Here is a 26999-nt window from a genome sequence, read left to right on the forward strand (position 1 = left end):
ATAGAGACGACATGCTGAGATATAATCCAGTTAAGATAGAAGAGGTATAATCATTTTGAAGTGGCAATCACTGGTTGATAACAGGCAGAGATTTTTCTGGGTATTACAAATAGCCGGTTGGCTGGGCTACGCGCTAGTTAACTATATTGGCTCAAAAGTCTTTGAAATGCGTGATATTTATGTGTTTGTCATCGCATTAAATGCTTATGCAGGTTGCTTGATGACCGTACCGCTACGATACCTCTATCGTAAAATTTGGAATGCAACACCGTTGGTGCTGATATTCGTTGTGTTTACGGCGTCATATGTAACTGGAACACTATGGGCGGTCGTTCAGAAGTTTAATCATTGGGAAATATATCGCCACGGATATCGGCCGGATGAGTGGTTTTATTACTTACAGCAGGGACTAGACTCTGTCTATATCATACTCTGTTGGAGTGGGCTGTACTTTGGTATTAAGTATTACCAGTTGCTACAGAGTGAGCGTCAAAAAGCTTTGAAAGCCAATACTATGGCCCATGAAGCGCAATTGAAAATGCTGAGATATCAATTGAATCCGCATTTTCTATTCAATACGCTTAATGCAATTTCAACGCTTATATTGGTTGAAGAAAACAAAGATGCGAATCAAATGGTCTCAAGGCTCAGTGATTTCTTGCGCCATACATTGAACACAGATCCAATAAAAAAGGTACCGCTTGAGCAAGAACTACATGCGTTAAAGCTGTACTTAGAAATTGAGAAGGTGCGCTTTGATGAGCGCTTATCTATTGAGCTTGATGTGACAGAAGAAGCGGAACAGGCACTAGTACCAAGCTTGATCCTACAACCACTCATTGAAAATAGCATTAAATACGCAATTGCCCATATGGAGCATGGCGGCAAAATTGAAATAAAAGCGCAGGTGTTTGCTAATGAACTACTCTTGGAAGTAGGAGACAATGGTCCTGGCGCGGAACTGGAAGATGGGCAACTGAAAAGTGCACAGGGAGTGGGTTTAGCGAATACCAAAGACCGTTTAAAAACCTTGTACGAAAACAACTATTCATTTGTGCTCTCGGATAATGAGCCAACTGGTTTGAAGGTAAACATTCGCGTTCCATATGAAAGGGCGAAGAAGTAATGAACAAAATTAGAACACTAATCGTAGATGACGAGCCGCTAGCGAGAAAAGGGTTAGCGGTAAGGTTAAGAGATTTTTCTGAAATCGAAGTTGTAGAATTGTGTGGCAGTGGTCAACAAGCAATCGATCTATGCAAATCTGAGGACATAGATCTGGTCTTTCTCGATATTCAAATGCCGAACATGAACGGTTTTGAAGTAGCGAGAGCGTTAAGTGAAAGTGTTAAACCATTGCCTGCTATCGTATTTGTAACTGCGTTCGATCAATATGCTGTAAAGGCATTTGAGATCCATGCGCTGGATTACATCTTAAAACCCGTTGATGACAACAGATTAAAACAGGCGGTGGAGAAAGTGCAAAGCTATTTAAAAACACAACAAGACAATGCGCATAAGAAAAAGCTAGCCAGCTTTGTTGCAGGGATCACTGGTAATAACTGTGAAGAAATCCTCAAAAAACTTGCAACAGGAGATACAATTGAAGATAAAAAATTCCCGGAATCGCTCGCGGTAAAAGAGCAAGGGGAAATCATTCGAGTATCTACATCGTCAATTCAGTGGATTGATGCAGCCGGTGACTATATGTGCTTACACTGTAGCGATGGTCAGACCCATATTTTACGTAAAACAATGAAAGATCTAGAGCAAGAGTTGGATCCAACGTTATTCGTGCGTGTACATCGCTCTGCTATCGTAAATACTAAACAGATCAGTAAACTGGTCACACAAAGCAGTGGTGAATATTTATTGGTGCTTGAGAATGGTCAAGAGCTTAAAGTCAGCCGTAGTTACCGTGACAAAGTAAAGGCCGCACTCGCAAGCTAATATAGCAAGCTAATATAATCGCGAGCTAAAGTGATTTGCACCGTGTTTAGCCTACGGTGACGTAGTGTATTTTATGTGCTTGTACACTTTAGAGTATTCTAAGGAAAGATGAACTAGGCAGCAATGCTACCTAGTTCAACGCTTTTACACTGTGACGATTTTCAGCGTGTTACTGGCGCCGATAGTTTCCATCTTATCACCGTGTGTGATGATCACTGTGTCGCCTTTTTCCAATGAACCTGCTGCAACTAGCGTATCAAGCGCTTCGCGAACAGTTGAATCATCTGAACATTGTGTCGAGTCAAATTTTACTGGATAAACACCACGATAGAGTGATGCCTGCCCAAGCGTTGATTGATGGCGAGACAATGCGTAAATAGGCAATCCAGAACTGATACGAGACATCAATTTTGCGGTATTACCCGATTCAGTTAGTGCGACAATTGCCTTTACTGAGTCTAAATGGTTTGCTGCGTACATTGCCGAAAGCGCGATAGTTTCACAGGTATCAGCAAAACGACTGTCTAAACGATGTTTAGATATATGGATCTGTGGTTGAGATTCGGCACCTAAACACACACGTGCCATTGCCGCGACGGTTTGTTCTGGATAATCACCAGCAGCGGTTTCCGCTGAAAGCATTACCGCATCCGTGCCATCAAGCACTGCGTTTGCGACATCCATAACTTCAGCACGAGTTGGCATTGGGTTGTCAATCATTGACTCCATCATTTGGGTAGCAGTGATCACAGTACGGTTTAGTGAGCGAGCACGGCTGATAATTTGCTTCTGTTTACCAACAAGAGCGGCATCGCCAATTTCTACACCTAAATCACCACGGGCAACCATCACCGCATCAGAAGCCAGTACGATGTCGTCAATCGCTTCTACGGTTTCAACCGCTTCTGCACGTTCGATTTTTGCAAGTAATTGTGCATTAGAACCTGCTTTCTCCGCCAGTCCTCTAACGTAACGCATGTCGTCACCACTGCGAGGGAACGAAACCGCAATATAGTCCACACCAATTTCAGTTGCAGTGATCAAGTCTTCTTTATCTTTGTCAGTAAATGCAGGTGCTGTTAAGCCGCCGCCTAAACGGTTGATCCCTTTATTGTTCGACAATATGCCGCCAACTTTAACACTGGTATGAACCAAGTGACCTTGTACTTCTTCAACAACAAGTTGAATAAGGCCATCGTTTAATAACAGCAAATCACCTTGTTTTACGTCATTCGGTAATTCTTTATAGTCGATACCCACGGCTTCAACGTGGCCTTGGCCAGGCTCCATTTTTGCATCTAGAGTGAATTTTGCATCCACTTCTAAGAACACTTTGCCTTCTTTAAATGTTGAAACGCGGATCTTAGGACCTTGTAAATCTGCAAGGATCGCTACATTTACGCCTAAGCGTTTAGCAATTTCGCGAACGGCTTCGGCTCTATTTTTGTGATCTTGAGCTACACCGTGTGAAAAGTTTAGTCTGACTACGTTGGTGCCGGCACGAATGATTTTTTCTAAGTTGTTATCTCTATCCGTCGCTGGCCCCAGTGTTGCGACGATTTTTGTGCGTCTAAGCATCAGATTCTCCTGTTAGCTTATCAAGGTAAGCAAAAACTTATGAATGTGTTAAAAGTAAATCAAAATTGCTGTTTTTTTACACATGCCACATTGTAAAATCACGATTTAACTAATTAGAGCATAAAGAATTATGCAAAACCCTTTTTAACACTCGAATTAAGTTATATGATCTATATGTCATCATTATGACACCGGTGTCAGTGGCCGTCAATCTCGAATATTTTACCTTACAGCTTAGGGGACTATTTGAGATTTATCACAAAATTGGTGAATTCGTGCTGCTGTCACTATATTGCTATACAGTGAATTGTGTTAGCTGTCATATTTTGGGAACCGATATGATTTCAGTGAATTGTGTGTCTCGCTGGTCAATCATGGTCGCTCAGGTATAATGCACATACACGAACGCATAAAGTTTTGATGTTACCGAGGAGGAAACTAAATGCAGGTTGCATTAGTTGGTTTGGGTGTGATGGGTAAAAACCTCGCGCTAAATCTAATTGAGAAGGGGATGACCTTAGTCGCTTACGACAAGAACCCCGAAGTAGGTGCGGAATTATTGAGTTGCGCACAGTCGTTAGGTATGGCGGAGCGCTTACACATAGTGTCTGATCTCGGTGATATGATCAGAAGATTAGAGACTCCTCGCTCGATTTTATTACTCGTTCCAGCAGGTGAACTAGTCGATAAAGTTTGTAGCGATTTGGTTGAAGCTGGAGTTGAGAAAGACGATATCATCGTTGACTGTGGTAACAGTAATTACAAAGATGGTATTGCACGTAAATTGAAATATCAGAATAAATTTGAGTTTGCCACTATGGGGATCTCTGGCGGTGCCGAAGGTGCACGTCATGGTCCTGCAATGATGGCAAGTGGTTCAGAAGGTGGCTGGGAGCGTATCGAGCCTTGGTTCGAAAAGGTTGCTGCGAGCTACAACAATGAATCATGTTTCGCGCGTGTTGGGCAATCTGCCAGCGGTCACTTTGTTAAAATGGTGCACAACGGTATTGAGTATGCGTTGATGCAGCTCATTGCGGAGCTTTATCAATTGCTTCGTCTGGGTACCGGTCGCTCTCCTAAAGAAGTTGCTGAGATTTTTGAATCTTGGTCTGAAGGTAAATTAAATAGTTATCTACTTGCAATTTCTAGCCACATTTTAAGTCTGGAAACAGAGCAGGGCGAGTCTTTAGTCGACCTTATCGACAATAAGGTAGGAGCTAAGGGCACTGGCCTTTGGACGGCGCAAAACGCACTGGAGCTTGGTATTGCCGTACCTTCGCTTGTGGCTGCGGTACAAGCTCGCCATCTCACCAACACTATTGATACTCCAGCTGCGAAAGAAATGACGTATGCGAATAAATCAACGCAAACAATTGAGGTTGATTTAGACGAGTTAAAAGACGCATTCTATTTTGCCAGTTTACTATGTTACCGCCAAGGTCTTGCACTGATTAAGGGCGCGTCTCGTGCACACCAATGGAAAGTGGATCTCAATAAAACGCTACAAACCTGGCGTGCGGGCTGTATTATCCGAGCTGATTACTTAGACGATATCGCTGAAGGTGTTGAATTTATCGATTCACTTGAGAAGCCTGCACTTGCACTACGTAGCATTACAGGTAAAGCTGTGGCGACTGGTTTGTCTTTCCCAGTGCTTGCTGCGACGCAAACTTATATTGCAACACTGAGCACGCCAAGCAACGGGCACTTGGTGCAAGCACAGCGTGATTACTTTGGTGAGCACGGCATAAAGACACACAGTGGTGAAACTTGTCACCTTACTGATCTTGTCGATATCGAAGCAAAAGTTAGATAATAATCGACGTTCGGAGTAGAATGTTTCGAGCTGATTTAAAAGCCGTGGTAACGATACCACGGCTTTTTTGTTGTGTTGCTTTTTCGCTTTACTGCTATCGAGTTAGCTCACCACGCAGATTGTCTTGCATCAAATGGCGGATCGTTTCAAGCTCTAGCTGCTGGCTAAATAAATAGTGTAGCTTTGTTAAGCACGCTTCTAGTGTCATATCGTAGCCGCTGATCACACCACAGTTTAATAACGCATTTCCTGTCGCGTAGCCGCCCATATTCACTTTTCCTTGAATACATTGGGTGAGGTTGATGATCACCACTCCGCGGTCGCTGATTGCTTTAAGCTCAGTTAAAAAATGCTCGTCTTGTGGCGCGTTACCAACACCGAAGCTTAATAAGATCAGCGCTTTCATCTCACCACGCATTAGGTTCTTAAGGATTTCAGTTGAGATCCCTGGATACAAATGCATTACCGCGATAGGTTGAGGTGAAATCTTGGTGACTTGCAAGCTTTGCTCAACGTAAGGGCTCAGCTTCCCTTCGATCAGCTGAATATTGATCCCAGCTTGTGCCAGCGGTGAAAGGTTTGGAGAAGCGAATGCATCGAAGCCATCAGCATGAGCTTTGATTGCTCTGTTACCGCGGTAAAGTTTATTGTTGAAAAACAAACTCACTTCGGCGATAGGGTAGTTAGCAGCCAAATACATCGCGTTTAACAGATTTACTTGACCATCAGAGCGCAGTTGTGACAACGGAATTTGAGAGCCGGTCACTATCACAGGTTTAGTTAAGTTCTCAAACATGAAGGATAGTGCAGAAGCAGTATAGGCCATGGTATCTGTGCCATGGAGCACCACAAAACCATCGTAGTCGTGATATTTTGATTGAATGTCATCCGCGATAAGCTGCCAGTGATGCGGTGACATATCTGACGAGTCAATTAACGGGCAATATTCATGAATATCAAAAAGCGGCATTTCATCGCGAGTAAACTCGGCGTTATTTTTTACCGTATCTGTTAGGTATCCTGCAACCGGAACGTAACCGCGACTGGATTGCTTCATACCAATGGTACCACCGGTATAGGCGATATATATTTTTTTTCTTTTCATAAAAAAGCCCAGAATAAAATCTGGGCTCAGTATAACAATTACAGCACCACAATTGCAGTGCTTAATCGATTTTACTCAGGTGAAACGTTACACACTAAGCAAAGCGTATAGACATGGTTAGGATCGTTAAGCTGGCCTAACATCTGAGTTTGTAGTGCTATTGTATTGCTAACACTGTCTAGGGCATTTAATGCAGTTTTTGCGAATATCGATTGCTCAGGTACAAGGGCACTAATGGCGCTTTGCACCATAGACGCACCAAATAATTGTTGCATCAGCTTTTCTTGTTCGGTGAGTGTTTGTTCAATAGTGATAACATCATACATCTCTAAATTGGCAAGACTTGCTGCCGCTTCAATGGCATCGTTCTTGTTGCCTAACTTATCAACTAGGCCAAAATCAAGCGCCTGAGTTGCTAGCCATACACGCCCTTGCGCAACATCGTTAACCGCTGACTTATCAAGGTTTCGCTCGGTTGCAACCATAGAGATAAACTTATCATAGGCATCTTCAACCCCCATCTGGATAAGGTTTTTATAGCCACCATCTATCCCTCTGAATGGAGATTGGCCTTTTAATTCGGTTGTCGCAACACCATCAGAATAAATTCCTAATGAGTTTGCTGCATTTTCAAAGGTCATGATCATGCCAAATACACCAATAGAACCCGTGATCGTGCTTGGCGATGCCCAAATTTCATTAGCTGATGCCGCAATCCAATAACCACCAGAAGCTGCAACTGAACCCATTGATGCTATCACAGGTTTTCCAGCGGCTTTTAGTGCAAGAACTTCATTACGAATGGTTTCAGAAGCAAACATGCTACCACCGCCAGAGTCAATTCTTAGTACAACGGCTTTCACTTTGTCGTTAAGGCGAGCCTTTTTAAGTAGTGCAGCTGTTGAATCGCCACCAATAGCTCCCGCTTTACGCTTTCCATCAGAGATTTGACCTTTAGCAACAACCACTGCGACTTTTTCGGTAAATGGATTTTCTGCAAACTCTTTCGGCGGCAACGTCGATAGATATTGATTGAACGAGACCTGTTTAAAAGATTTTCCCTTTGCATCGAGACCAACTTCATCGATCAGTTTCTGTGCAAATGCTTGATTGGTCGTTAACGCATCGACCCATTGGTTGTCGATAGCGTATTTGGCGGAATCGCCTTGCGCCGCTTCCATTTTGTCTGTTAATGCAGCGAAGGTTTCATCAAAGTTAGCCACATCGAAACCGCGGTTTTCGGCCACTTCTGTTTTGTATTGTGTCCAAAGCGGGGTGATCCATCCAAGATTTGACTCTTTTGCTTCAGGTGACATATCGCTGCGAATATAAGGCTCAACGGCCGACTTGTATGTACCAACGCGGAAAATATGCTGCGTAACTTTAAGCTTATCAAGAGCTTCTTTGAAATACAGGGGATACATGCCAAATCCGGTGATATTAACTCCACCGTATGGGTGTAGAGAAATTTCATCGGCTACCGAGGCGAGATAATATTGAGCTTGAGTGTAATAAGCACCATGCGCATAGATTTTTTTGCCTGCTGCTTTGAATTGCGCGAGCGCGTCTTTGATATCTCGTAATTTATCGAGATGGGCGCTATGAAGACGTTGTAAATCAAGATACATCACTGTAATGCGGTCATCTTGAGCCGCTTTATTGATAACATCGATGACATCATCTAATAAAATTTCGCTTGGCTCTTCTGAGTCACCAAAAGCATCACTCATTGCCGCCTCAACAGGGTCAACATAGGTCAATTGCTCAACTATGATACCGTTCAGGTTTAAACGTAGTACGCTTTTATTTTCGACCTTAACCTGATCCTCACCCGATACAATGCTTATCACGATGGCGATAAGAATGAATAAAAACAGCAGATTTAAAATTAATCGCCTGGAAAAGTTCAGTGTGGCCCAAATGCCTTTAAAAATATTCGCTATCAGTTTCAAAATGATCCCTTATGCTTAACTTCAATACAACTCTATACATTTATCATATATCAGAGCGAGTTTCATGAATAATAGAAAAACGTAACGAAGTATTTTCATGATTGAAATATCGCCAATGCTGCCAAATTCGTTAATTTCTTTCTCCTTAAGACTTGCCAAATAATAAAAAAACGTTAATGTTCACAGGTAAGACCAGTTTTGTGGGGCGGCAAATGTTAGAACAAGAACTACAACTTAAACATACCAGTTTGCGAAATCGCTTGGTAATGGGATCAATGCATACCGGGCTTGAAGAAGGGTGGCACAACCGAAAGCGACTGGCTGCGTTTTATGAGGAACGAGCAAAAGGTGGAGTGGGTCTGATCGTAACCGGTGGCTACAGTCCAAACCTACGCGGTAAGTTGACACCCATTTCTTCTTCTTTTAACTCGTTATACGATGTAATTAAACACAAAGCATACACTGATGTAGTACATAAGCATGGTGGCAAAATTTGTATACAGTTACTACATGCTGGGCGCTATGCTTATCATCCATTCAACACTGCACCTAGTGCTATCAAAGCACCGATTAATCCATATAAACCAAAAGCAATGAGCTTAAGTGCCATCAAAGGTACGATTAAAGACTTTGCTCACTCAGCTAAGTTGGCCGAAAAAGCAGGCTACGATGGTGTGGAAATCATGGGCTCAGAGGGATATTTAATCAATGAGTTTATGGCGGGTCATACTAATAAGCGCACTGATGAATATGGTGGTAGCTTAGAAAACAGAATGCGATTGGCAACAGATATTGTAAAAGCGGTTAGAGCAAAAGTGAGCGATAAGTTCATAATCGTTTTTCGTCTGTCGGTCATGGACTTAATCCCAAATGGCTCAACACCAGAAGAAGTTGTGCTTCAAGCCAAAGCTTTGGTCGCGGCCGGTGTGGATATTCTCAACACTGGCATTGGTTGGCACGAAGCGCGTGTTCCAACAATTGCGTCGATGGTGCCTCCAGGTGCCTATCGTGAAGCGTCACATAGATTAAAACAAGCCGTTGATATACCTGTTGTAGCAGTAAATAGGATTAACACCCCAGATCTTGCTAATGACATTTTAGCTAAAGGAGATGCCGACCTTATTTCTATGGCGCGTCCGTTACTGGCTGATCCTGAATTCTTTAATAAATATCAAGAGCAGCGCTCGGAGCAAATCAATATTTGCATCGGCTGTAATCAGGGTTGTTTAGACCATGTATTTAAAGGTAAACGAGCAACATGTTTGGTGAATCCACAAGCCGGATTTGAATTGGATTATCCACTTCAGAGTGCCCAAAGGAAAAAACAAGTACTCGTTGTTGGCGCAGGACCTGCTGGGTTGTCTGTAAGTTATTATCTCGCTAAAAAAGGCCACCAAGTCAAGTTGATTGATAAAGGTAGCGAATTAGGTGGTCAGTTTAATTTAGCGATGCGAATACCAGGTAAAGAAGACTTCCAACATACGCTTAAATACTATGTCAGCGAAATAAATCGCTTAGGTGTTGAGCTTTGCCTAAATACACCATACGAAGAAACAATGGCAAATGCGTTTGATGATGTGGTATTTGCAACGGGCGTAAGTCCACGGATGTCGAAAATTGAATGCGCAGATGGGAAACGTGTGTTTGCCTATGACGAAGTTATTAAGGGTGAAGTAGAATTAGGTAATAAAATTGCTATTTTAGGCGCAGGTGGTATTGGCTTTGACATGGTAGCGTTTTTAACTGAACAGCGAGAACAAACGATCCCTGATTTTAAATCTCAATGGGGAATAGAATGCGAAGCGCAACCATCACAAGAGCAAAGACCGATTTATATGTTAAAACGCTCTGAAGGACGTTTTGGTAAAGACTTAGGTAAGACCACAGGCTGGATCCACAGAGCCGTTGCAAAACACCACAATGTTCAACAAATTGCAGAATGCGAATATATCAGCTTTGATAATCAAGGTTTGACTGTAAGAGTTGCAGGTGAAGAGCAATTGTTGGATGTTGATACGGTCATTGCTTGTATTGGACAAGTTTCTAACGATAGGTTGTTCGATAAAGAGGCACTACCAGAAAATCAGCACGTTATTGGTGGGGCCAAACTGGCGGCAGCGATTGATGCTAAGCGAGCGATTGCAGAAGCCCTTCAGGTAGCAAGAAAGATCTAACGAAATAACTCAACCCAATCTGCGGTCTATACTGATAATTCTAACATCAACTATGGACCGCATATGCTTGCCAACCTATTAAAGCCGTATCGGCAACTACAACATTTATCTCAACATTTTTCTGGTCTTGCGCCATTACTTATGCGCCTTATTCTTGCGCCAGTTATGATCATTGCAGGTTACAATAAATTAAATTTGGCTAATCCGGACGCGGCATTTTTACAACGCCTCCTCGCCGATCCCAATATTGTCGCATGGTTTGGCAATAGTGAGTGGGGCTTAGGTTTACCTTTTCCTGACTTACTTGCCTTTCTAGCCGCTTGGACGGAGTTTTTAGGTGGTTGGTTAATTTTACTTGGCTTGCTTACGCGTTTAGTGTCTATTCCGCTCATGGTGACTATGGTAGTTGCTGCAACGACGGTGCATTTGGAGCATGGCTGGTTTTCGGTAACGCCAACAAACCCTGATACCAGCGCCGCAAAAGTATTAGACTGGCTAGGCTTTGAAGAAGCTAAAGCGAGCTTAGAAAATAGCGTAGCAGCAAAGCAACGTTTGGATTCAATTAAAGAGATAGTCGAAGAAAATGGCAGACCAAATTATCTCTATGAAAGAGGTAATATTGTTATTTTAAACAATGGAATTGAATTTTCGGCAACTTACTTTGTATTACTACTTTCATTATTTTTTACTGGTGGTGGAAGTTATGTCAGTGTTGATTATTGGTTAAGGCTACTTATTGATAGAAAACAACGCGATTTACTTCCAGAGTAAAACGAAATATTGCAAGGATGCTATCCAGAATCCGTGATGTCGCGTGGTCGAATTTAAGGGAAAATGGTAGACTACAAGCCACGTAATACCAATTTGCTTAAGTATGTGGTCTATTTCGAGACATGTAATAAGTCAAACTGGTATAATTCACGGCCATTTTAAAGGCACAACAAGGGATGAGTTAATGGACGCCATAGAATTACTCTTAACACGCCAGTCAGATAACAATTTGTCTTTTCCTGGACCTAATCCAGCTCAGTTAGAAATCATTAAAAAAGCAGCACTAAAAGTGCCAGATCATGGTGGCTTAACACCGTTTAGATTTATTACAGTAGAAGAGAAAGGCCGTGAAAAGCTGGGTGAAATCTACTATCAAGCAGCGATGAAAGAGCAGCAAGCGCAACGAGTAATAGATAGAGCCAGGCAGCTACCAGAGCGCGCGCCAATGTTGATCATCGCGGTATCTCCTTATCAAGAACATCCAAAAGTACCTCGTATTGAGCAAATTCAAAGTGCAGGCTGTAGTGTACTTGCGATGCAGCAAGCGGCTTTTGCACAGGGGTTATCTGGTGTATGGCGTACGGGCTACTTTGCCCAGAGTCCAGAAGTGAAAAAGCAACTTGGTCTCAATGAAAAAGATGAGATCGTTGGCTATCTTTATTTAGGCACGCCTACGGTGCAGTGTACAAAGCCTATAAGGCACAAACCAGAAGATTTCTTTAGCAGTTTATAAGGATACGCAGCCATGGCATTACATGTAATTGATCACCCACTAGTTCAGCATAAACTCGGGCTCTTGCGAGAGCAGGGTATATCGACCAAAAATTTTCGCGAAATTGTCTCAGAAGTTGGCAACTTACTCACATACGAAGCAACAAAAGATCTGACTTTAAGCGATCAGGTCATCTCCGCTTGGGACGGTAACCAGTTAACAGTTAAAAGGCTGACAGGCAAAAAGATCACCTTAGTGCCAATTTTAAGAGCCGGTTTGGGAATGCTAGATGGCATACTGCAGTTGATCCCTGCAGCTAAAGTAAGTGTTGTGGGTTTACAGCGCAACGAAGAAACACTTGAACCTGTGCCTTATTTTGAGAAGTTGGTGGGCAATATCGATGCCAGACTTGCATTAGTTATTGATCCAATGCTTGCGACTGGTGGCTCGCTGATTGCTACTATCGACATGCTAAAAAAAGCCGGTTCAAAAGAGATCAGAGCGATTGTGCTGGTGGCAGCGCCAGAAGGAGTAAAGCTTGTGGAAGAAGCACACCCTGATGTTGAAATTTACACAGCAGCATTAGATAGCCATTTAAATGAGAAAGGATATATAGTCCCTGGGCTTGGTGATGCCGGTGACAAAATCTTTGGCACTCGCGCATAATTTACTGATTTAATATTATTAAATTGAGGTTCACTGCTTCAAGTTAAATAAAAAAGCTACCCACAAGAGGTAGCTTTTTGGTTTCTATAAAAGAAAGGAATCGGTATTAAAAGTAGCCTCTAATGCCAAGCTTGATGTTACGACCTGGAAGAGGGGCTTGCTCTTTGATAAACGAGCTATGCACAAAGCCTAGCTCATCTGTTAGGTTATCAAGGTTAACATAACCAACCATGTCACTGCCCATAAACTCAAAGTCATAGTTAAACGACATATCCACTAACGTATAGCCCTTAGTTTCACTTTCATAGCTCGCGATGTTGTCTTGCTTGAAATAATGCGTCACCGTGAAGTTAGCTGTTAGGTTCTCGTAACTGTGTTCGTAATCAAGACCGAGCTTGTTGCTTGGAATACGTGGTAAATATTCGTCGTTATCTAACTTCGCTGTCAGCGAGTCACCAAACACTTTGACGCGTGCAAAGTTGCTTAGTTTGTAATGGGCATCAAACTCGAGACCGTATAGTTTGGCATCACTGCTTTCAAACTTAAACACTGGAACCGCGCCTTCATGTGCATGATCCGCCACTTCTAAACCGTGCTCTGGACTATAGATATAGTCTGTTAATGCCTGATAGTAGAAGTTTTCGATGTCGTTATAGAAGAAATTAACGGTATAACCAAAGTCACCTGAGAACTTTCTAAAACTGATGTCTAAGTTATTTGATGTCTCTTGTTCAACATCTTGTGGCTCAAAGTGTAAATGATCACCTTCTAGCTCATAACCAAGTCCTAGTTCATAGGTGCTGGTTGCGATATGAATACCATTTGAAAGCAATTCGGCGGTTAATGGTGCGCGCTCTGAACGAGACAGCGAAACAGCAACGTTTTGGCCTTCAGCAAAGTCGTACACACCACCAATAGACAAGCTTAGATTGGTCATTTCTAGGTCATAAGAAATAAACCCATTATCTAAGTTACCACCATGGTCGTGATCATGATCGTGTTCACCTTCATGGTCATGATCTTCTTCGTACGCTTCGAGTTGATTGCCTTTGCTTGATAACTGGTAGTCTTCAATACGAGCACCTAACTCAAGTGTGAAGTCTCCAAAACGACGTTCTTCAAGGATATAAAGAGCATGCGTTTTGGTATTGGTCGATGGCGTGAAAGCTTCTGCTCCATTTGCGGCGTAATCGCTGTCGGAGAAATGATAGCCAACAGTGCCGTGCCATTCACCTAAGCGGTGCTCTGCGGTTAAGCGTAACTCGGTTGTATCATTTTCAAATACAGTACCTATGTTTCCATCTTCAATTTCAGCGTGTTCGTAATCGGTGTAGCCGACACGTAGACCAACAGATTCAAGCCAGTCACTGTGTACTGCATAATTTACAAGCCCTTGCCAACGGTCTTGCTTTACTCGAGCAAATACGGATTCTTCTTCGTGGTCATGCCCTTCGTCTTCATGCTCGTGATCATGGTCATGACCAATATGAGAGTGAGCAGGAATGCCATAGTCGGTATCAACACGGCCATAAGAGAAACCAACGGTCAGATGATCGCCGACGTAACTTGTACCTAAATTAAATTGCTCAGAATCGATAAAGGTATTGTCGACGCGATTGGCGTACTCTGTTTCATGTTCTTCTGCTTCGTGGGCATGATCTTCTCCTTCATGTTCATGCTCGTGTTCTTCATGTTCGTCGTGCGGTAGCGCGAAATTAGGGGTTTCATAGTCACCACCTTTACGCTTAACGCCATCGAAATGGAAGTTAAAGCCGTCAAAGCCTGATTCTAATAACACCGCAAAGGTATTGGTATTTGAGTTGGTGTCATGGCTATAGTCGGCTGCGCCCTGAAGGCTTTCGATCACATCAGTCGGAATACGATTATCAACGACATTAACCACACCACCTATTGCACCTGAGCCGTATAGTAGGGTAGCTGGGCCTCTTAGCACTTCAATCTGTTGCGCTGCAAGCGAGTCGTTGGTGTTGGCATGATCAGGACCAACGCGCGAGGCATCGCTACTGTCTAACCCATTTTGCGTGATTTTGACTCGTGGTCCATCTAAGCCACGGATAATAGGGCTTGAACTTACCGGACCAAAATAACTGGCATTGATCCCAGGTTGGCCTTTTAGTGTTTCACCCAGTGTGGGTTTTGCACGGTTTTTTAGTTCATCACCGCTTAATACACTCACTGGAGAGGTCATTTCCATACTATTTTTGTGCAGGGCAGAAGAATAAACAACTATGCTCTCAACGGACGTTGGTGTTAGCTCAACACGTACGAAACCTTGTTCTTCGGTAACATTAATACGATGGTCTAAGTAGTTTGGCTTTGAGATATGAAGCTGCGAGTCAGCATCAAGCTCAATCGTAAATTGGCCAAATTTATCTGACTTTACCGATTTGCTTTTGCCATGAAGGTGGATAGTGGCGTTACTGAGCGGTTGGTTGTTTGCATCAACAACTTTACCTGTTAGTTGTGCAGCATAAGCTGGCGCTGCACCTATTATTGAAATTAATGCGCTGGCGATAAGAGACTGCTTAAACATATTTTTATTACCACGAGTTAGGTTATGTATTGAACGAGTGAGCTGTTCGACTAATAGAGTGATAATATAACACTACAAATTTTGCGGATCAATAACGTTATACTATAACTTAGTTATTGTTGAAATTAGAATTACAGCTATAGTTAAGAAACAAGCTAAAGTGAGCACAACATAATGAACAAGCCATTTGTTTTCAAGGCAAGGATTAAGGTTGCTGACTTATTTCACCATAGCCACCATGAAGAAGCGTTTACTACCGCCATGTTGTCAAAAGAAAGTAGCGAGCATTTTGCGATGAAACTGCTTGGGATCTGCGCACTGTCTTTTGATAAGCCGGCAAAGTGGAGCAAGGCGGAGAAAAAATATTGGCCGGATGTATGGCTAGAAGATGACAACGAACAGGTTGAAGTTGCTTTGTTTATTGGTACCTTAGAGGTCGATGAGATACTCAAGTATGAAAAGCTTTATGCTAAGGTTGTGGTGTTGTGTGCAGGCGGTGAGCAATGGTTTGAAGAGCGTCGAGCGCAATTGCAGTTTATTGGATCTTTCTCTGTGTTTAGTATTCCTAAGGACTTTGTGGTTGAATTGTGTGAAATGCTGACGCGAAGTTTACATTGGGATGTGATTTTTGAAAATGGGGCGATGAGTGTTACTGATAGCGAACACTACATTCGTACTCAAATTACCAAGCTGATTTAACGTATTAGTTAGGGATAACGGCTATTAGGCAAGTTGTTATCTCTTGGGTTTTGGTTATTTACGGCAACTCTATTTTAATATGGCTTGTGGGTCTGCTACAGCATAATAAAATTTCCCCATCTCTCACAAAAGCAAGTGGCTCGTTTGTGTACTGTGTTTGTCCTTCAATGAGCTTGGCGCGGCAGGCGCCGCAAAAACCCTCGCGACATTGATAGGGGACTTCAATATTCGCGGCTTCAAGGGTCTCAAGTATCGAAGACGAAGAAGCCACATATTTCAGTGGCTCCTCAATATTCTCAACCTGAATTAGGAAGGATGGCTTTTCAACCATTACAAGTCGAAATCGCCAAAGTCAGAGGCATCAACTTCAGAGTCGATTTGTCCAACAAGGTATGAGCTGATCTCAGCTTCCTGTGGTGCAACCTGAACATTGTCAGAAACAAGCCAAGCATTGATCCACGGAATAGGATTCGATTTGGTCTCAAATTGCGTTGGTAAACCAACTGCTGCCATACGAATATTTGTGATGTACTCAACGTATTGACACAAAATATCTTTGTTCAGGCCAATCATTGAGCCGTCTTTAAATAGATACTCAGCCCATTCTTTTTCTTGCTCAGCTGCTTCAACAAACATCTTAATCGCTTCGTCACGGCATTGTGCTGCCACGATAGACATTTCAGGGTCATCTTTGCCTTCTTGCATGATATTCAGCATATGCTGTGTGCCAGACAAATGAAGCGCTTCATCACGAGCAATTAGCTTGATGATCTTAGCATTACCTTCCATAAGCTCTCGCTCAGCAAAAGCAAATGAGCAGGCAAAACTCACGTAGAAGCGGATCGCTTCTAAGATGTTTACCGACATGATGCAAAGATACAGAAGTTTTTTCAGTTCAAACAAGTTAATGACGACCGTTGTGCCGTTAATTTCATGTTTACCTTCACCGTACTGATTATAAAGGCTTACCTTTTCAATCAGTTCGTCGTAATACTTGGTCACTGCATCCGCACGTTCAACAATTTTGTCATTGCCCACGATGTCGTCAAAGATCACTTCCGGATTCTGCGTCACATTACGAATAATGTGAGTGTAAGAGCGACTGTGGATCGTTTCACTAAACGCCCAAGTTTCGATCCAAGTTTCAAGTTCAGGGATGGAGACGATCGGCAAAAGTGCAACGTTCGGAGAGCGACCTTGAACACTGTCTAGCAATGTTTGATATTTTAGATTGCTCAAAAAGATATGTCTTTCGTGCTCAGGAAGTGCCTGAAAGTCCAATCTATCCTTACTTACGTCTACTTCTTCTGGACGCCAGAAAAACGATAATTGCTTTTCAATTAGCTTTTCGAAAATAGGGAACTTCTGTTGGTCGTAGCGAGATACATTAACAGTTTGTCCGAAAAACATCGGTTCTTTTAATTGGTCGTTATGATTTCTGCTAAACGTAGAATATGCCATAAATGTGTTACTCAATACCTAAAAAAGCGGGTGAAGACCACCCGCATAAAAAGTTATATCTTACAAGCGCCGCCTTCACAGCCATCGTCTTCTGCTTCTGGTTTCAGCTCATCTTGAGCATCCGAAGCACCGTCGCGGGTATTATGATAGTAAAGTGTCTTAACACCAAGTTTGTATGCGGTGAGTAAGTCTTTCAGCAATAGCTTCATAGGAACTTTACCCGCTTCAAACTTACTTGGATCATAATTGGTATTTGCAGAGATAGTTTGATCGATGAACTTCTGCATAATACCAACTAGCGCAAGGTAACCATCGTTAGATGGAATATCCCAAAGTAGCTCATAGTTGTCTTTGAGGCGGTCGTACTCAGGTACAACTTGCTTCAAGATACCATCTTTACTTGCTTTAACACTGATATGACCACGAGGTGGTTCAATACCGTTTGTTGCATTTGAGATTTGCGAAGATGTTTCTGACGGCATCAAGGCTGACAACGTTGAGTTACGCATACCGTGTTCTTGGATACTTGCTCTTAATGCATCCCAGTCAAGGCGTAATGGCTCTTCACAGACTTTATCAAGGTCACGCTTATAGGTATCTATTGGCATGATACCTTGTGAGTAGGTCGTCTCGTTAAACTTAGGGCAAGCGCCGCGCTCTTTTGCCAGTTCATTCGAGGCTTTCATCAAATAGTATTGGATCGCTTCAAATGTTCTGTGTGTTAGGCCGTTAGCGCTACCGTCTGAGTACTTAACACCATTCTTTGCAAGATAATAGGCAAAGTTAATCACACCGATACCCAGGGTACGGCGTCCCATCGTTGCATTGTACGCAGCAGGAACAGGGTAGTCTTGATAGTCTAATAGGTTATCAAGTGCGCGAACCGCAAGCTCTGCTAACTCTTCTAGCTCATCTAGAGACTTGATGGCACCTAAGTTAAATGCTGAAAGCGTACAAAGTGCAATTTCACCTTCAGGGTCATTTACATGGCTTAACGGCTTCGTTGGTAGTGCAATTTCAAGGCATAGGTTTGACTGGCGGATCGGTGCAACCTTAGAGTCAAACGGACTGTGTGTATTACAGTGGTCAACGTTTTGTAGATAAATACGACCGGTGCTCGCACGTTCTTGCGCAAACATTGAGAATAATTCAATCGCTTTAATGCGTTTCTTACGAATAGCCTCATCTTGCTCGTACTTAACATACAGTTCTTCGAATTTATCTTGATCTTCAAAGAATGCGTCGTAAAGACCTGGCACATCTGATGGACTAAATAGCGTGATATAGTCGTCTTTAATTAGGCGGCTATACATGGTTTTGTTGAACTGCACGCCATAATCTAAATGACGCACGCGGTTCTCTTCAACACCTCGGTTATTTTTTAGTACTAATAGGTTTTCAACTTCAAGATGCCAAAGCGGGTAGAATAGGGTCGCTGCGCCACCACGCACACCGCCTTGAGAACAGCTTTTAACAGCCGTTTGGAAGTGCTTATAAAATGGAATACATCCTGTGTGGTACGCTTCACCATTTCTGATTGGGCTACCTAGTGCACGAATACGACCTGCGTTAATACCAATACCAGCGCGCTGACTGACGTATTTTACAATCGCAGAAGAAGTTGCGTTGATTGAATCTAGGCTATCAGCACATTCAATCAGTACGCATGAACTAAACTGACGTGTCGGCGTACGAACACCCGCCATAATTGGCGTTGGTAATGAAATTTTGAATGTTGAAACCGCATCGTAGAATCGCTTAATGTAATCTAGACGCGTTTCTTTCGGGTAGTTTGCAAACAGGCTAGCAGCTACAAGAACATATAAGAACTGCGCACTTTCATAGATTTCACCCGTTACGCGGTTTTGTACAAGGTACTTACCTTCCAACTGCTTAACAGCTGCATAGCTGAAGTTCATATCTCGGCTATGGTCGATGTAGCTGTTTAGCTCATCAAACTCTGCTTTTGTGTAGTCAGTAAGAAGGTGCTGATCGTAGCGCTTGTCTTCAACCAGCTTTACCACGTGGTCGTGTAAGTGCGGCGGCTCAAAACAGCCATAGGCTTTCTTACGCAAGTGGAAAATAGCCAAACGAGCGGCTAGATACTGATAATCTGGAGACTCTTTTGAGATCAGATCGGCTGCAGCTTTAATAATCGTTTCGTGGATATCACCAGTACGAATACCGTCATAAAACTGGATGTGTGACTTTAATTCAACCTGAGAAACTGAGACGTTATCTAGGCCTTCTGCCGCCCATGTAATGACACGATGGATCTTATCTAGATCTAACGGTTCTTTGCGACCGTTTCTTTTGCATACAGATAGCTGTTGGTTCATGTTATGTGCCTGTATTCCTTAGGAACGCGCTTTAGATATCGCACGAATATAAAATTGTTTAGCAAACCACCACTATATATGGTGCCCTAGTGGCTAGGGATCACAAGATAGTGGGGTTGATGTGAATTTGCAAGAGAACAACTTGGGCAGAATTGTGGATAAGTTTGGGATAATTTATTTATGTAAGTATCCACTAACCTATGACAATCCACTTATCTGCCCACAAAGAAAAATCAACAAAAAGATGATGCTTTTCAGCAAAAATAAAAAAAAATTCTAACTGATTTTTTTCTACACAAATTCGTATCTATTATAGCAAAAACACAATATATGGTGTTTTATTTTTTTATCGACACTAAATATGCGATAACGTGTCTAATGGGTTAGTAAGATAGAGATCCGCCTGCCAATACTTAGCTTCAGCTTCAGATGGAATGAATCCCCACATTGCTGCTGCACTAATCATTTTTGCGGATTTTGCAGCAATAATGTCTCGCTCAGCATCGCCAACATAAATACATTGCGCTGGTGACACCCCCAATTTTGACGCCACTAACAGTAAAGGCTCGGGATGAGGTTTGGCCACCGCCAGCGTATCTCCGCATACTACTGTCTCGATCTTTGCAAGTTCAGGGATCTGTTTTAGTAGCGGAAGTGTTAAAAACTCAGGTTTGTTGGTCATGATCCCAACCTGAATCTCTTTTTCTAAAAGTGCCGCTAATAACTCACCAATTTGCGCAAAACATTGGGAATGTACTGATAGATTTGCCAGATAGTAGTCGAGTACCCCCTGACGTAATATCTGAGTATCAAAGTGCTTTAATGACTCACCAAACCCTACCTGTAACATCGCTGCTACGCCGTTTGAAATCGCACTGCTATATACCTGTTTGCCGACAGAAGGCATTTTATTAACAGTTAAAACGTGGTTTAGTGCAGCGCCCAAATCATCACTGGTATCCAGCAAGGTGCCGTCTAAATCAAATAGTACCGCTTGGATCATGCCAGCTTCTCAAAGTGTAGAATGTAGTTAACTGAAACGTCTTTCGTTAAGGTAAATGTTTTGCCGATAGGGTTGTAGTTAATCCCTGTCGCCGCTCTGACTTTGAGGTCGTACTTTTCAGCCCAGTCAATTAAGGTCGAAGGGCGAATAAACTTATCGTGCTCATGCGTGCCTTCAGGAACCATTTTAAGCAGTTTTTCAGCAGCGACGATAGCCAGTAAATACGCTTTTGTAGTTTTGTTTAAGGTAGAAAAAAATACATGACCGCCGGGCTTAACTAGCTGCGCGACTGAACGAATAATGGATTCTGGGTCTGGTACGTGTTCTAACATTTCCATGCAAGTTACTACATCGAATTCACTTTGGTGCATAGCTGCGAATTCTTCCGCTGGCACTTTTTGATAGTCTACGTTAACGCCGACCTCTAATGCGTGGAGCTTTGCGACGTTAAGCGGCTCTTGCCCCATATCGATACCGGTTGCATTTGCACCCAGCTTAGCCATGCTTTCTGTTAAAATCCCGCCACCACAACCGACATCCAATACTGTTTTTGCAAATAGGCCTTCACACTTATCGTTAATAAAGTCCAATCTCAACGGGTTAATGTCGTGTAATGGTTTAAACTCTCCCTCTCGGTCCCACCAGCGCTCTGCTATTTCTTCAAATTTAGCGATTTCATTAGGGTCTACATTTTGATGTTCGGTCATAAAAAACTTCCTCGTCGAATTGAGCGCATTATAAAGGGGATTAGATAAAAATAGCACCTGTAAAACGGTAAAAAGTGTGTTAGCATGCTTGACGAATTTTATAATAAACAAAGCCCCCGCTGATACTCTGAGGCAATTCGGCTATTTTTTGAAGCGCGTTTAATTGGCGCTTCAGCAGAAAGAGCAATTTGATATTCAGATAGCATCTCAACACAAGTTGTAGTGTGACACAAAAGGGGTGGACACTGAAGGAAAGTGGAGTCAAATGTCTGATCTCGCCAATGAAATCCTGCCAGTCAATATCGAAGATGAATTAAAAAATTCATACCTAGATTATGCAATGAGTGTAATCGTAGGTCGTGCATTACCTGACGTACGTGACGGCCTAAAGCCTGTTCACCGTCGTGTATTGTTCGCGATGAATGAACTTAAAAATGACTGGAACAAACCTTATAAAAAGTCAGCTCGTGTAGTTGGTGACGTAATCGGTAAATATCACCCGCATGGTGATAGCGCGGTTTACGATACTATTGTACGTATGGCTCAGCCTTTCTCTCTACGCTATATGCTCGTAGATGGACAAGGTAACTTTGGTTCTGTCGATGGTGACTCTGCAGCTGCGATGCGTTATACCGAAGTACGTATGGCGAAAGTCGCTCACGAGTTACTTGCTGACCTTGAAAAAGAAACCGTTGATTATGTACCAAACTACGATGGTACAGAGCAAATTCCAGATGTGTTACCAACTAAAGTGCCTAACTTATTGGTGAATGGTTCATCTGGTATCGCGGTTGGTATGGCGACCAATATTCCACCTCACAACTTAACTGAGGTGATCAATGGTTGTTTGGCTGTGATCCAGAATCCAGACATCACCATTGAAGAGTTAATCGACTATATTCCGGGTCCTGATTTCCCGACTGCTGCCATCATTAGCGGTAAAAACGGCATCGAACAAGCCTATAAAACAGGTCGTGGTAAGATCTATATTCGCGCGAAAGCTGAAATCGAAGTCGATGAGAAAACAAACAAAGAAACCATCATCGTTCATGAAATTCCTTACCAAGTTAACAAAGCAAGACTAATTGAAAAGATTGCAGAGCTTGTTAAAGACAAAAAGGTTGAAGGGATCAGTGCACTACGCGACGAGTCTGATAAAGACGGTATGCGTATTGTTATTGAAATCAAACGCGGTGAAGTCGGTGAGGTTGTACTAAACAACCTATACGCTCAAACACAACTACAAACTGTGTTTGGCATCAATATGGTTGCACTAGATAACAACCAGCCCAAGTGTTTCAACCTGAAAGAAATGCTTGATGCGTTTATTATTCACCGTCGTGAAGTCGTAACGCGTCGTACTGTATTTGACCTGCGTAAGGCAAGAGACCGAGCGCATACGCTTGAAGGCCTCGCAATTGCGCTAGCCAACATTGACCCAATCATTGAGCTTATTCGTAAGTCACCAACTCCAGCAGAAGCGAAAGCGGCGCTAACTGCGCGAGCTTGGGATCTTGGTAACGTTAAATCAATGCTTGAGCGTACTGGTGAAGAAAATGTTGCGCGTCCAGATTGGTTAGCGGAAGAATTAGGGATCCGTGATGGTCAGTACTATTTGTCTGAGCAACAAGCCCAAGCAATCCTAGACTTAAGACTTCACAAATTAACAGGTCTTGAGCACGAGAAAATTCTGGCAGAATACAAAGAACTACTCGATCTTATCGCTGAGCTACTGTACATCCTTTCTACTCCAGAGCGTTTGATGGAAGTGATCCGCGATGAGTTAGTTGAAATCAAAGAAACGTATGGTGATGAGCGTCGCACAGAGATCACTGCTGCTGCGCACGATATCAGTTTAGAAGATTTGATCAACGAAGAAGACGTTGTAGTTACGCTTTCTCACGAAGGCTACGTTAAGTATCAACCTCTTAGCGATTACGAAGCTCAGCGTCGTGGTGGTAAAGGGCGATCTGCAACTAAGATGAAAGATGAAGACTTTATCGAACGTCTACTCGTTGCAAATACTCACGATACAATTCTTTGTTTCTCCACTTCTGGCCGCTTGTATTGGTTGAAAGTTTACCAGCTGCCGCTTGCATCACGTGCTGCGCGCGGAAAGCCAATTGTTAACTTATTACCACTCGAAGCTGATGAGCGTATTACGACAATTTTACCGGTTCGTGAATACGAAGAAGATAAGTTTATCGTTATGGCGACGGCAAGTGGTATCGTTAAGAAAACACCTCTGACTGCATACAGCCGTCAGCGTGCAAGTGGCATTATTGCTATCAACTTGAACGAAGGCGATAGCCTGATCGGTGCTAACATCACCACAGGTGAAAATGACATCATGCTATTTACTGAGCATGGTAAAGTTGTACGCTTTAACGAGAAGCAGCGAGATTCAGAAACAGGTGAAGTGAAGCGTGATCCTGAAACTGGCGAAGAAATGTTGGCTTTACGTCCGATGGGCCGTACAGCAACAGGTGTTCGTGGTATCAAGATGCCTGATGACGTGAAAGTGGTATCACTAATCGTACCACAAGGCGATGGTGCAATCTTGACCGTAACTGAAAATGGTTATGGTAAGCGTACACCGCTTGAAGAGTACCCAGCGAAGAGCCGTGCAACACAAGGTGTAGTGTCAATCAAAGTAACTGAAAGAAATGGTTCTGTGGTTGGCGCGGTTCAAGTTGATGACAACGATGAAATCATGTTGATCTCAAACCGTGGTACGCTAGTTAGAACGCGTGTAAACGAAGTTTCTACGGTAGGCCGTAACACCCAAGGTGTTATTCTGATCCGTACGATGGAAGAAGAAAAGGTAGTAGGTCTTCAACGCATCGAAGAAATTGAAGTGCAAGAGTTGCCTGAAGGTGACGTTGCAGAGCTAGAAGGTGAAGCAACACCTGCTGCGGGATCTGACGCAGAGGAATAAAAAAATCCTACCCAAAAAAAGCGACTTCGGTCGCTTTTTTTCTTTCTGTCAATTTTTTCAATCTGCTCCTCTATGACAAGAGCCTGAAGCCTGATAAATTAAGGCTACCAACAATCCGACATTTTAGTCGGGCAGCCCACTGTTCATCCAAAAAGTCATGAGAATAACGCTATTCTTTGGATGATCTAGATTATTTGGAATGAGGAAAAATATGACGGTTTATAATTTTTGCGCGGGTCCTGCGATGTTACCTGTTGAAGTTATGAAAAAAGCGCAAAAAGAATTTCTAGATTGGCAAAATCTTGGTGTTTCGGTGATGGAAGTGAGCCATCGTTCGGCACCGTATCTTGAAATGGCAAAGCAATGCGAAGCAAGCTTACGTCGTTTGATGAACATCTCTGATGAATTTGAAGTCCTGTTTATGCATGGTGGTGGCCGAGGTCACTTTGCTGCTGTACCGTTAAATCTACATGTAGATGGTGTACCTGGCGTATATATCGAGAACGGGATCTGGTCTACCGGTGCGACGAAAGAAGGTGAAAAATTCACGCAAACGCATGCGATTAATATTCGCACTGACGAAAATGGTCAATTCGACATTTTACCTGTCTCCGAGTGGAAGTTACCAGAAAACGCTTCATACATTCACTATTGTCCAAACGAAACCATCGACGGTATCGAAATATTTGACGTTCCAAAGCATGCAACCGCACCAATTGTAGCGGATATGTCTTCCAATATTTTATCTCGCGAAATTAACGTCGATGACTTTGATTTGATCTATGCTGGTGCACAAAAAAATATCGGTCCTTCGGGTCTCAGTATCGCCATTGTACGTAAGACGTTATTGAAGCGTGAAGGGTTGCCAAGACCTGCTATCCTTGATTACGCCATTGAGGCTGATCAGCAAAGCATGTACAACACACCACCGACATTTGCATGGTATCTTGCGTTTGAGGTATTCAAGTATCTTGAAAGCATTGGTGGTGTTAAAGCCATGGAAGCGCACAATCAAGAAAAAGCAGCCATTTTATACGATTACATCGATGGCTCTGACTTCTATTCAAACAAAGTTGCAAAACATTGTCGCTCATTGATGAACGTACCATTTTGGTTAAATGATGACAGCCTAAATGCTAAATTTTTGGCAGAGGCAGAACAAAACGGTTTAATTGCACTTGAAGGCCACCGTTTTGTTGGTGGTATGCGAGCTAGTATATACAACGCCATGCCAATTGAAGGGATCAAAGCGTTAGTTGCATTTATGGATAAATTCGCACGGGAGAACAGTTGATGGAACAATTGACCCTCAAGCCTATTACTAAAGTCAGTGGCAGTGTGACGCTACCTGGCTCTAAAAGCTTATCAAATCGTATTTTGTTGCTTGCAGCGTTGTGCGAAGGCACGACAAAAGTGACGAACTTATTGGATAGCGATGACATCCGCCATATGTTAGGCGCATTGTCTCAGTTAGGCGTTGAAGTATCGTTAGAAGACGATAATACGGTGGCACTGGTCAAAGGAAATGCTGGTAACTTTAACACCCCCGTTGAGCCGCTATTTTTAGGTAATGCCGGTACAGCATATCGCCCATTAACTGCAGTGCTTGCAGCTATACCTGGTGATTATGAACTGATTGGTGAGCCACGAATGGAAGAGCGTCCAATTGGCCATCTTGTTGATGCGATGCAAACGCTTGGTGCAGATATTCAATATCTCAAAAACAAAGACTACCCGCCGTTGAAAATTACAGGTAAGCAACTTGCTGGTGGTGAAGTTGAGATTGACGGTAGTATCTCAAGCCAATTCTTAACTGCATTATTGATGGCAGCACCGCTTTTTAGTGGCGATACGAATATTGCGATTAAAGGTGAACTGGTTTCAAAGCCTTATATTGATATTACCATTGGCGTGATGGCGCACTTTGGGGTTCATGTCGAAAACCACGATTATCAACATTTTGTGGTAAAAGCAGGCCAACAGTATCAATCTCCTGGAACACTTATGGTCGAAGGGGATGCCTCGTCAGCCTCTTATTTCATCGCAGCAGCTGCAATTGCAGGAGGCGAAATTGAAATAAAGGGAGTGGGTAAACAAAGTGTGCAAGGTGATATCGGTTTTGCCAAAGTGATGGAACAAGTCGGTGCAGACATTGATTGGCATGATGAGCGTATCGTTGTCCGAAAAGGTGAGCTAAATGGTGTGGACATTGACGCCAATGCTATTCCCGATGCGGCGATGACGCTTGCAACCGTAGCGCTATTCGCAAAAGGTAAAACGGCAATTCGTAATATCTACAATTGGCGCGTGAAAGAAACCGATAGGCTAGCTGCCATGGCGACTGAACTTAAAAAAGTAGGCGCAGAAGTGGTAGAAGGGCACGACTTTATCGAAGTTACACCACCGGCTAATTTTAATTTTACGGATGTAGACACATACAATGACCATCGCATTGCGATGTGTTTTTCGATGGTGGCAGTGGGTGGTCAAGCTATCACGATTAACGACCCAAAATGTACGGCAAAAACTTTCCCAACCTATTTTTCAGTGTTAGAAAGCATTAGTCAGTATTGA

At 42.9% G+C, this 26999-nt stretch carries 20 protein-coding genes; 11 read left to right on the plus strand and 9 right to left on the minus strand.

Annotation, left to right across the window (positions count from 1 at the left end; translation table 11 throughout):
* The first annotated feature begins 55 nt into the window (after positions 1-55).
* Both EXT48_RS07055 and EXT48_RS07060 read left to right on the plus strand, forming a co-directional pair.
* A complete protein-coding gene (locus EXT48_RS07055) occupies positions 56-1126 on the plus strand; it encodes a sensor histidine kinase (protein ID WP_017217305.1) in 1071 nt (356 codons plus the stop codon).
* Positions 1126-1950: a LytTR family DNA-binding domain-containing protein gene (locus tag EXT48_RS07060; protein ID WP_130164018.1), complete on the plus strand. Its 825-nt coding sequence runs from the start codon at positions 1126-1128 to the stop codon at positions 1948-1950. The genes EXT48_RS07055 and EXT48_RS07060 overlap by 1 nt, the downstream gene beginning before the upstream one ends.
* A 144-nt stretch (positions 1951-2094) precedes the next feature.
* Here EXT48_RS07060 and pyk read toward each other — a convergent pair whose 3' ends face one another.
* Positions 2095-3528: a pyruvate kinase gene (pyk, locus tag EXT48_RS07065; RefSeq protein WP_130164019.1), complete on the minus strand. Its 1434-nt coding sequence runs from the start codon at positions 3526-3528 to the stop codon at positions 2095-2097.
* A gap of 442 nt (positions 3529-3970) precedes the next feature.
* On the opposite strand from pyk, the gene gndA reads away from it, so the two are divergent.
* Positions 3971-5344 (plus strand): NADP-dependent phosphogluconate dehydrogenase, encoded by a 1374-nt coding sequence (gndA, locus tag EXT48_RS07070; RefSeq protein ID WP_039495778.1) that lies wholly within the window; start codon positions 3971-3973, stop codon positions 5342-5344.
* A gap of 94 nt (positions 5345-5438) precedes the next feature.
* Here gndA and ansA read toward each other — a convergent pair whose 3' ends face one another.
* Positions 5439-6449: an asparaginase gene (gene ansA, locus EXT48_RS07075; protein WP_010376991.1), complete on the minus strand. Its 1011-nt coding sequence runs from the start codon at positions 6447-6449 to the stop codon at positions 5439-5441.
* Positions 6450-6520: 71 nt separating this feature from the next.
* Complete coding sequence (sppA, locus tag EXT48_RS07080; RefSeq protein ID WP_082086181.1) at positions 6521-8401, minus strand: signal peptide peptidase SppA; 1881 nt, start codon at positions 8399-8401, stop codon at positions 6521-6523.
* A 212-nt stretch (positions 8402-8613) separates the two neighbouring features.
* Between sppA and EXT48_RS07085 the strand changes: the two genes are divergently transcribed.
* From EXT48_RS07085 to upp, 4 genes are all read left to right on the plus strand, one after another.
* Positions 8614-10575: an FAD-dependent oxidoreductase gene (locus tag EXT48_RS07085; protein WP_130164020.1), complete on the plus strand. Its 1962-nt coding sequence runs from the start codon at positions 8614-8616 to the stop codon at positions 10573-10575.
* A 63-nt stretch (positions 10576-10638) separates the two neighbouring features.
* Positions 10639-11346 carry a DoxX family protein gene (locus tag EXT48_RS07090; protein WP_130164021.1) on the plus strand — a complete coding sequence of 236 codons (708 nt, stop codon included), beginning with the start codon at positions 10639-10641 and terminating at the stop codon, positions 11344-11346.
* Between the two features lie 184 nt (positions 11347-11530).
* Positions 11531-12079 carry an NAD(P)H nitroreductase gene (locus tag EXT48_RS07095; protein ID WP_130164022.1) on the plus strand — a complete coding sequence of 183 codons (549 nt, stop codon included), beginning with the start codon at positions 11531-11533 and terminating at the stop codon, positions 12077-12079.
* A 12-nt stretch (positions 12080-12091) separates the two neighbouring features.
* Positions 12092-12724, plus strand: coding sequence for a uracil phosphoribosyltransferase (upp, locus tag EXT48_RS07100; RefSeq protein WP_130164023.1), 633 nt, complete (start codon positions 12092-12094; stop codon positions 12722-12724).
* Positions 12725-12830: 106 nt separating this feature from the next.
* Here upp and EXT48_RS07105 read toward each other — a convergent pair whose 3' ends face one another.
* On the minus strand, positions 12831-15278 hold the full coding sequence (locus tag EXT48_RS07105) for a TonB-dependent receptor (protein ID WP_130164024.1): 2448 nt from the start codon (positions 15276-15278) through the stop codon (positions 12831-12833).
* Positions 15279-15452: 174 nt separating this feature from the next.
* On the opposite strand from EXT48_RS07105, the gene EXT48_RS07110 reads away from it, so the two are divergent.
* Positions 15453-15977 carry a YaeQ family protein gene (locus EXT48_RS07110; protein WP_069019120.1) on the plus strand — a complete coding sequence of 175 codons (525 nt, stop codon included), beginning with the start codon at positions 15453-15455 and terminating at the stop codon, positions 15975-15977.
* A gap of 58 nt (positions 15978-16035) precedes the next feature.
* On the opposite strand, the gene yfaE is transcribed toward EXT48_RS07110, so the two are convergent.
* The 5 genes from yfaE to ubiG form a co-directional block, all read right to left on the minus strand.
* The gene (yfaE, locus tag EXT48_RS07115; RefSeq protein WP_130164025.1) at positions 16036-16308 is read right to left on the minus strand and encodes a class I ribonucleotide reductase maintenance protein YfaE; all 273 of its coding nucleotides are present in this window, start codon (positions 16306-16308) and stop codon (positions 16036-16038) included.
* Positions 16308-17438, minus strand: a complete 1131-nt coding sequence (nrdB, locus tag EXT48_RS07120) for a class Ia ribonucleoside-diphosphate reductase subunit beta (protein ID WP_017217314.1) — start codon at positions 17436-17438, stop codon at positions 16308-16310. The genes yfaE and nrdB overlap by 1 nt, the downstream gene beginning before the upstream one ends.
* Before the next feature lie 53 nt (positions 17439-17491).
* Positions 17492-19777 carry a class 1a ribonucleoside-diphosphate reductase subunit alpha gene (gene nrdA, locus EXT48_RS07125; protein ID WP_039495787.1) on the minus strand — a complete coding sequence of 762 codons (2286 nt, stop codon included), beginning with the start codon at positions 19775-19777 and terminating at the stop codon, positions 17492-17494.
* 355 nt (positions 19778-20132) lie between these two features.
* Positions 20133-20780, minus strand: a complete 648-nt coding sequence (locus tag EXT48_RS07130; protein WP_130164026.1) for an HAD family hydrolase — start codon at positions 20778-20780, stop codon at positions 20133-20135.
* Positions 20777-21487 carry a bifunctional 2-polyprenyl-6-hydroxyphenol methylase/3-demethylubiquinol 3-O-methyltransferase UbiG gene (ubiG, locus tag EXT48_RS07135; RefSeq protein ID WP_010377022.1) on the minus strand — a complete coding sequence of 237 codons (711 nt, stop codon included), beginning with the start codon at positions 21485-21487 and terminating at the stop codon, positions 20777-20779. Before ubiG ends, EXT48_RS07130 begins: the two co-directional genes overlap by 4 nt.
* 265 nt (positions 21488-21752) lie before the next feature.
* On the opposite strand from ubiG, the gene gyrA reads away from it, so the two are divergent.
* From gyrA to aroA, 3 genes are all read left to right on the plus strand, one after another.
* The gene (gyrA, locus tag EXT48_RS07140) at positions 21753-24425 is read left to right on the plus strand and encodes a DNA gyrase subunit A (protein ID WP_045990771.1); all 2673 of its coding nucleotides are present in this window, start codon (positions 21753-21755) and stop codon (positions 24423-24425) included.
* A 211-nt stretch (positions 24426-24636) separates the two neighbouring features.
* Positions 24637-25719, plus strand: coding sequence for a 3-phosphoserine/phosphohydroxythreonine transaminase (gene serC, locus EXT48_RS07145; protein ID WP_039495791.1), 1083 nt, complete (start codon positions 24637-24639; stop codon positions 25717-25719).
* Positions 25719-26999: a 3-phosphoshikimate 1-carboxyvinyltransferase gene (gene aroA / locus EXT48_RS07150; RefSeq protein WP_130164027.1), complete on the plus strand. Its 1281-nt coding sequence runs from the start codon at positions 25719-25721 to the stop codon at positions 26997-26999. The genes serC and aroA overlap by 1 nt, the downstream gene beginning before the upstream one ends.

This window comes from Pseudoalteromonas sp. CO348 (genome assembly GCF_004208845.1).
GTDB lineage: Bacteria > Pseudomonadota > Gammaproteobacteria > Enterobacterales > Alteromonadaceae > Pseudoalteromonas > Pseudoalteromonas maricaloris.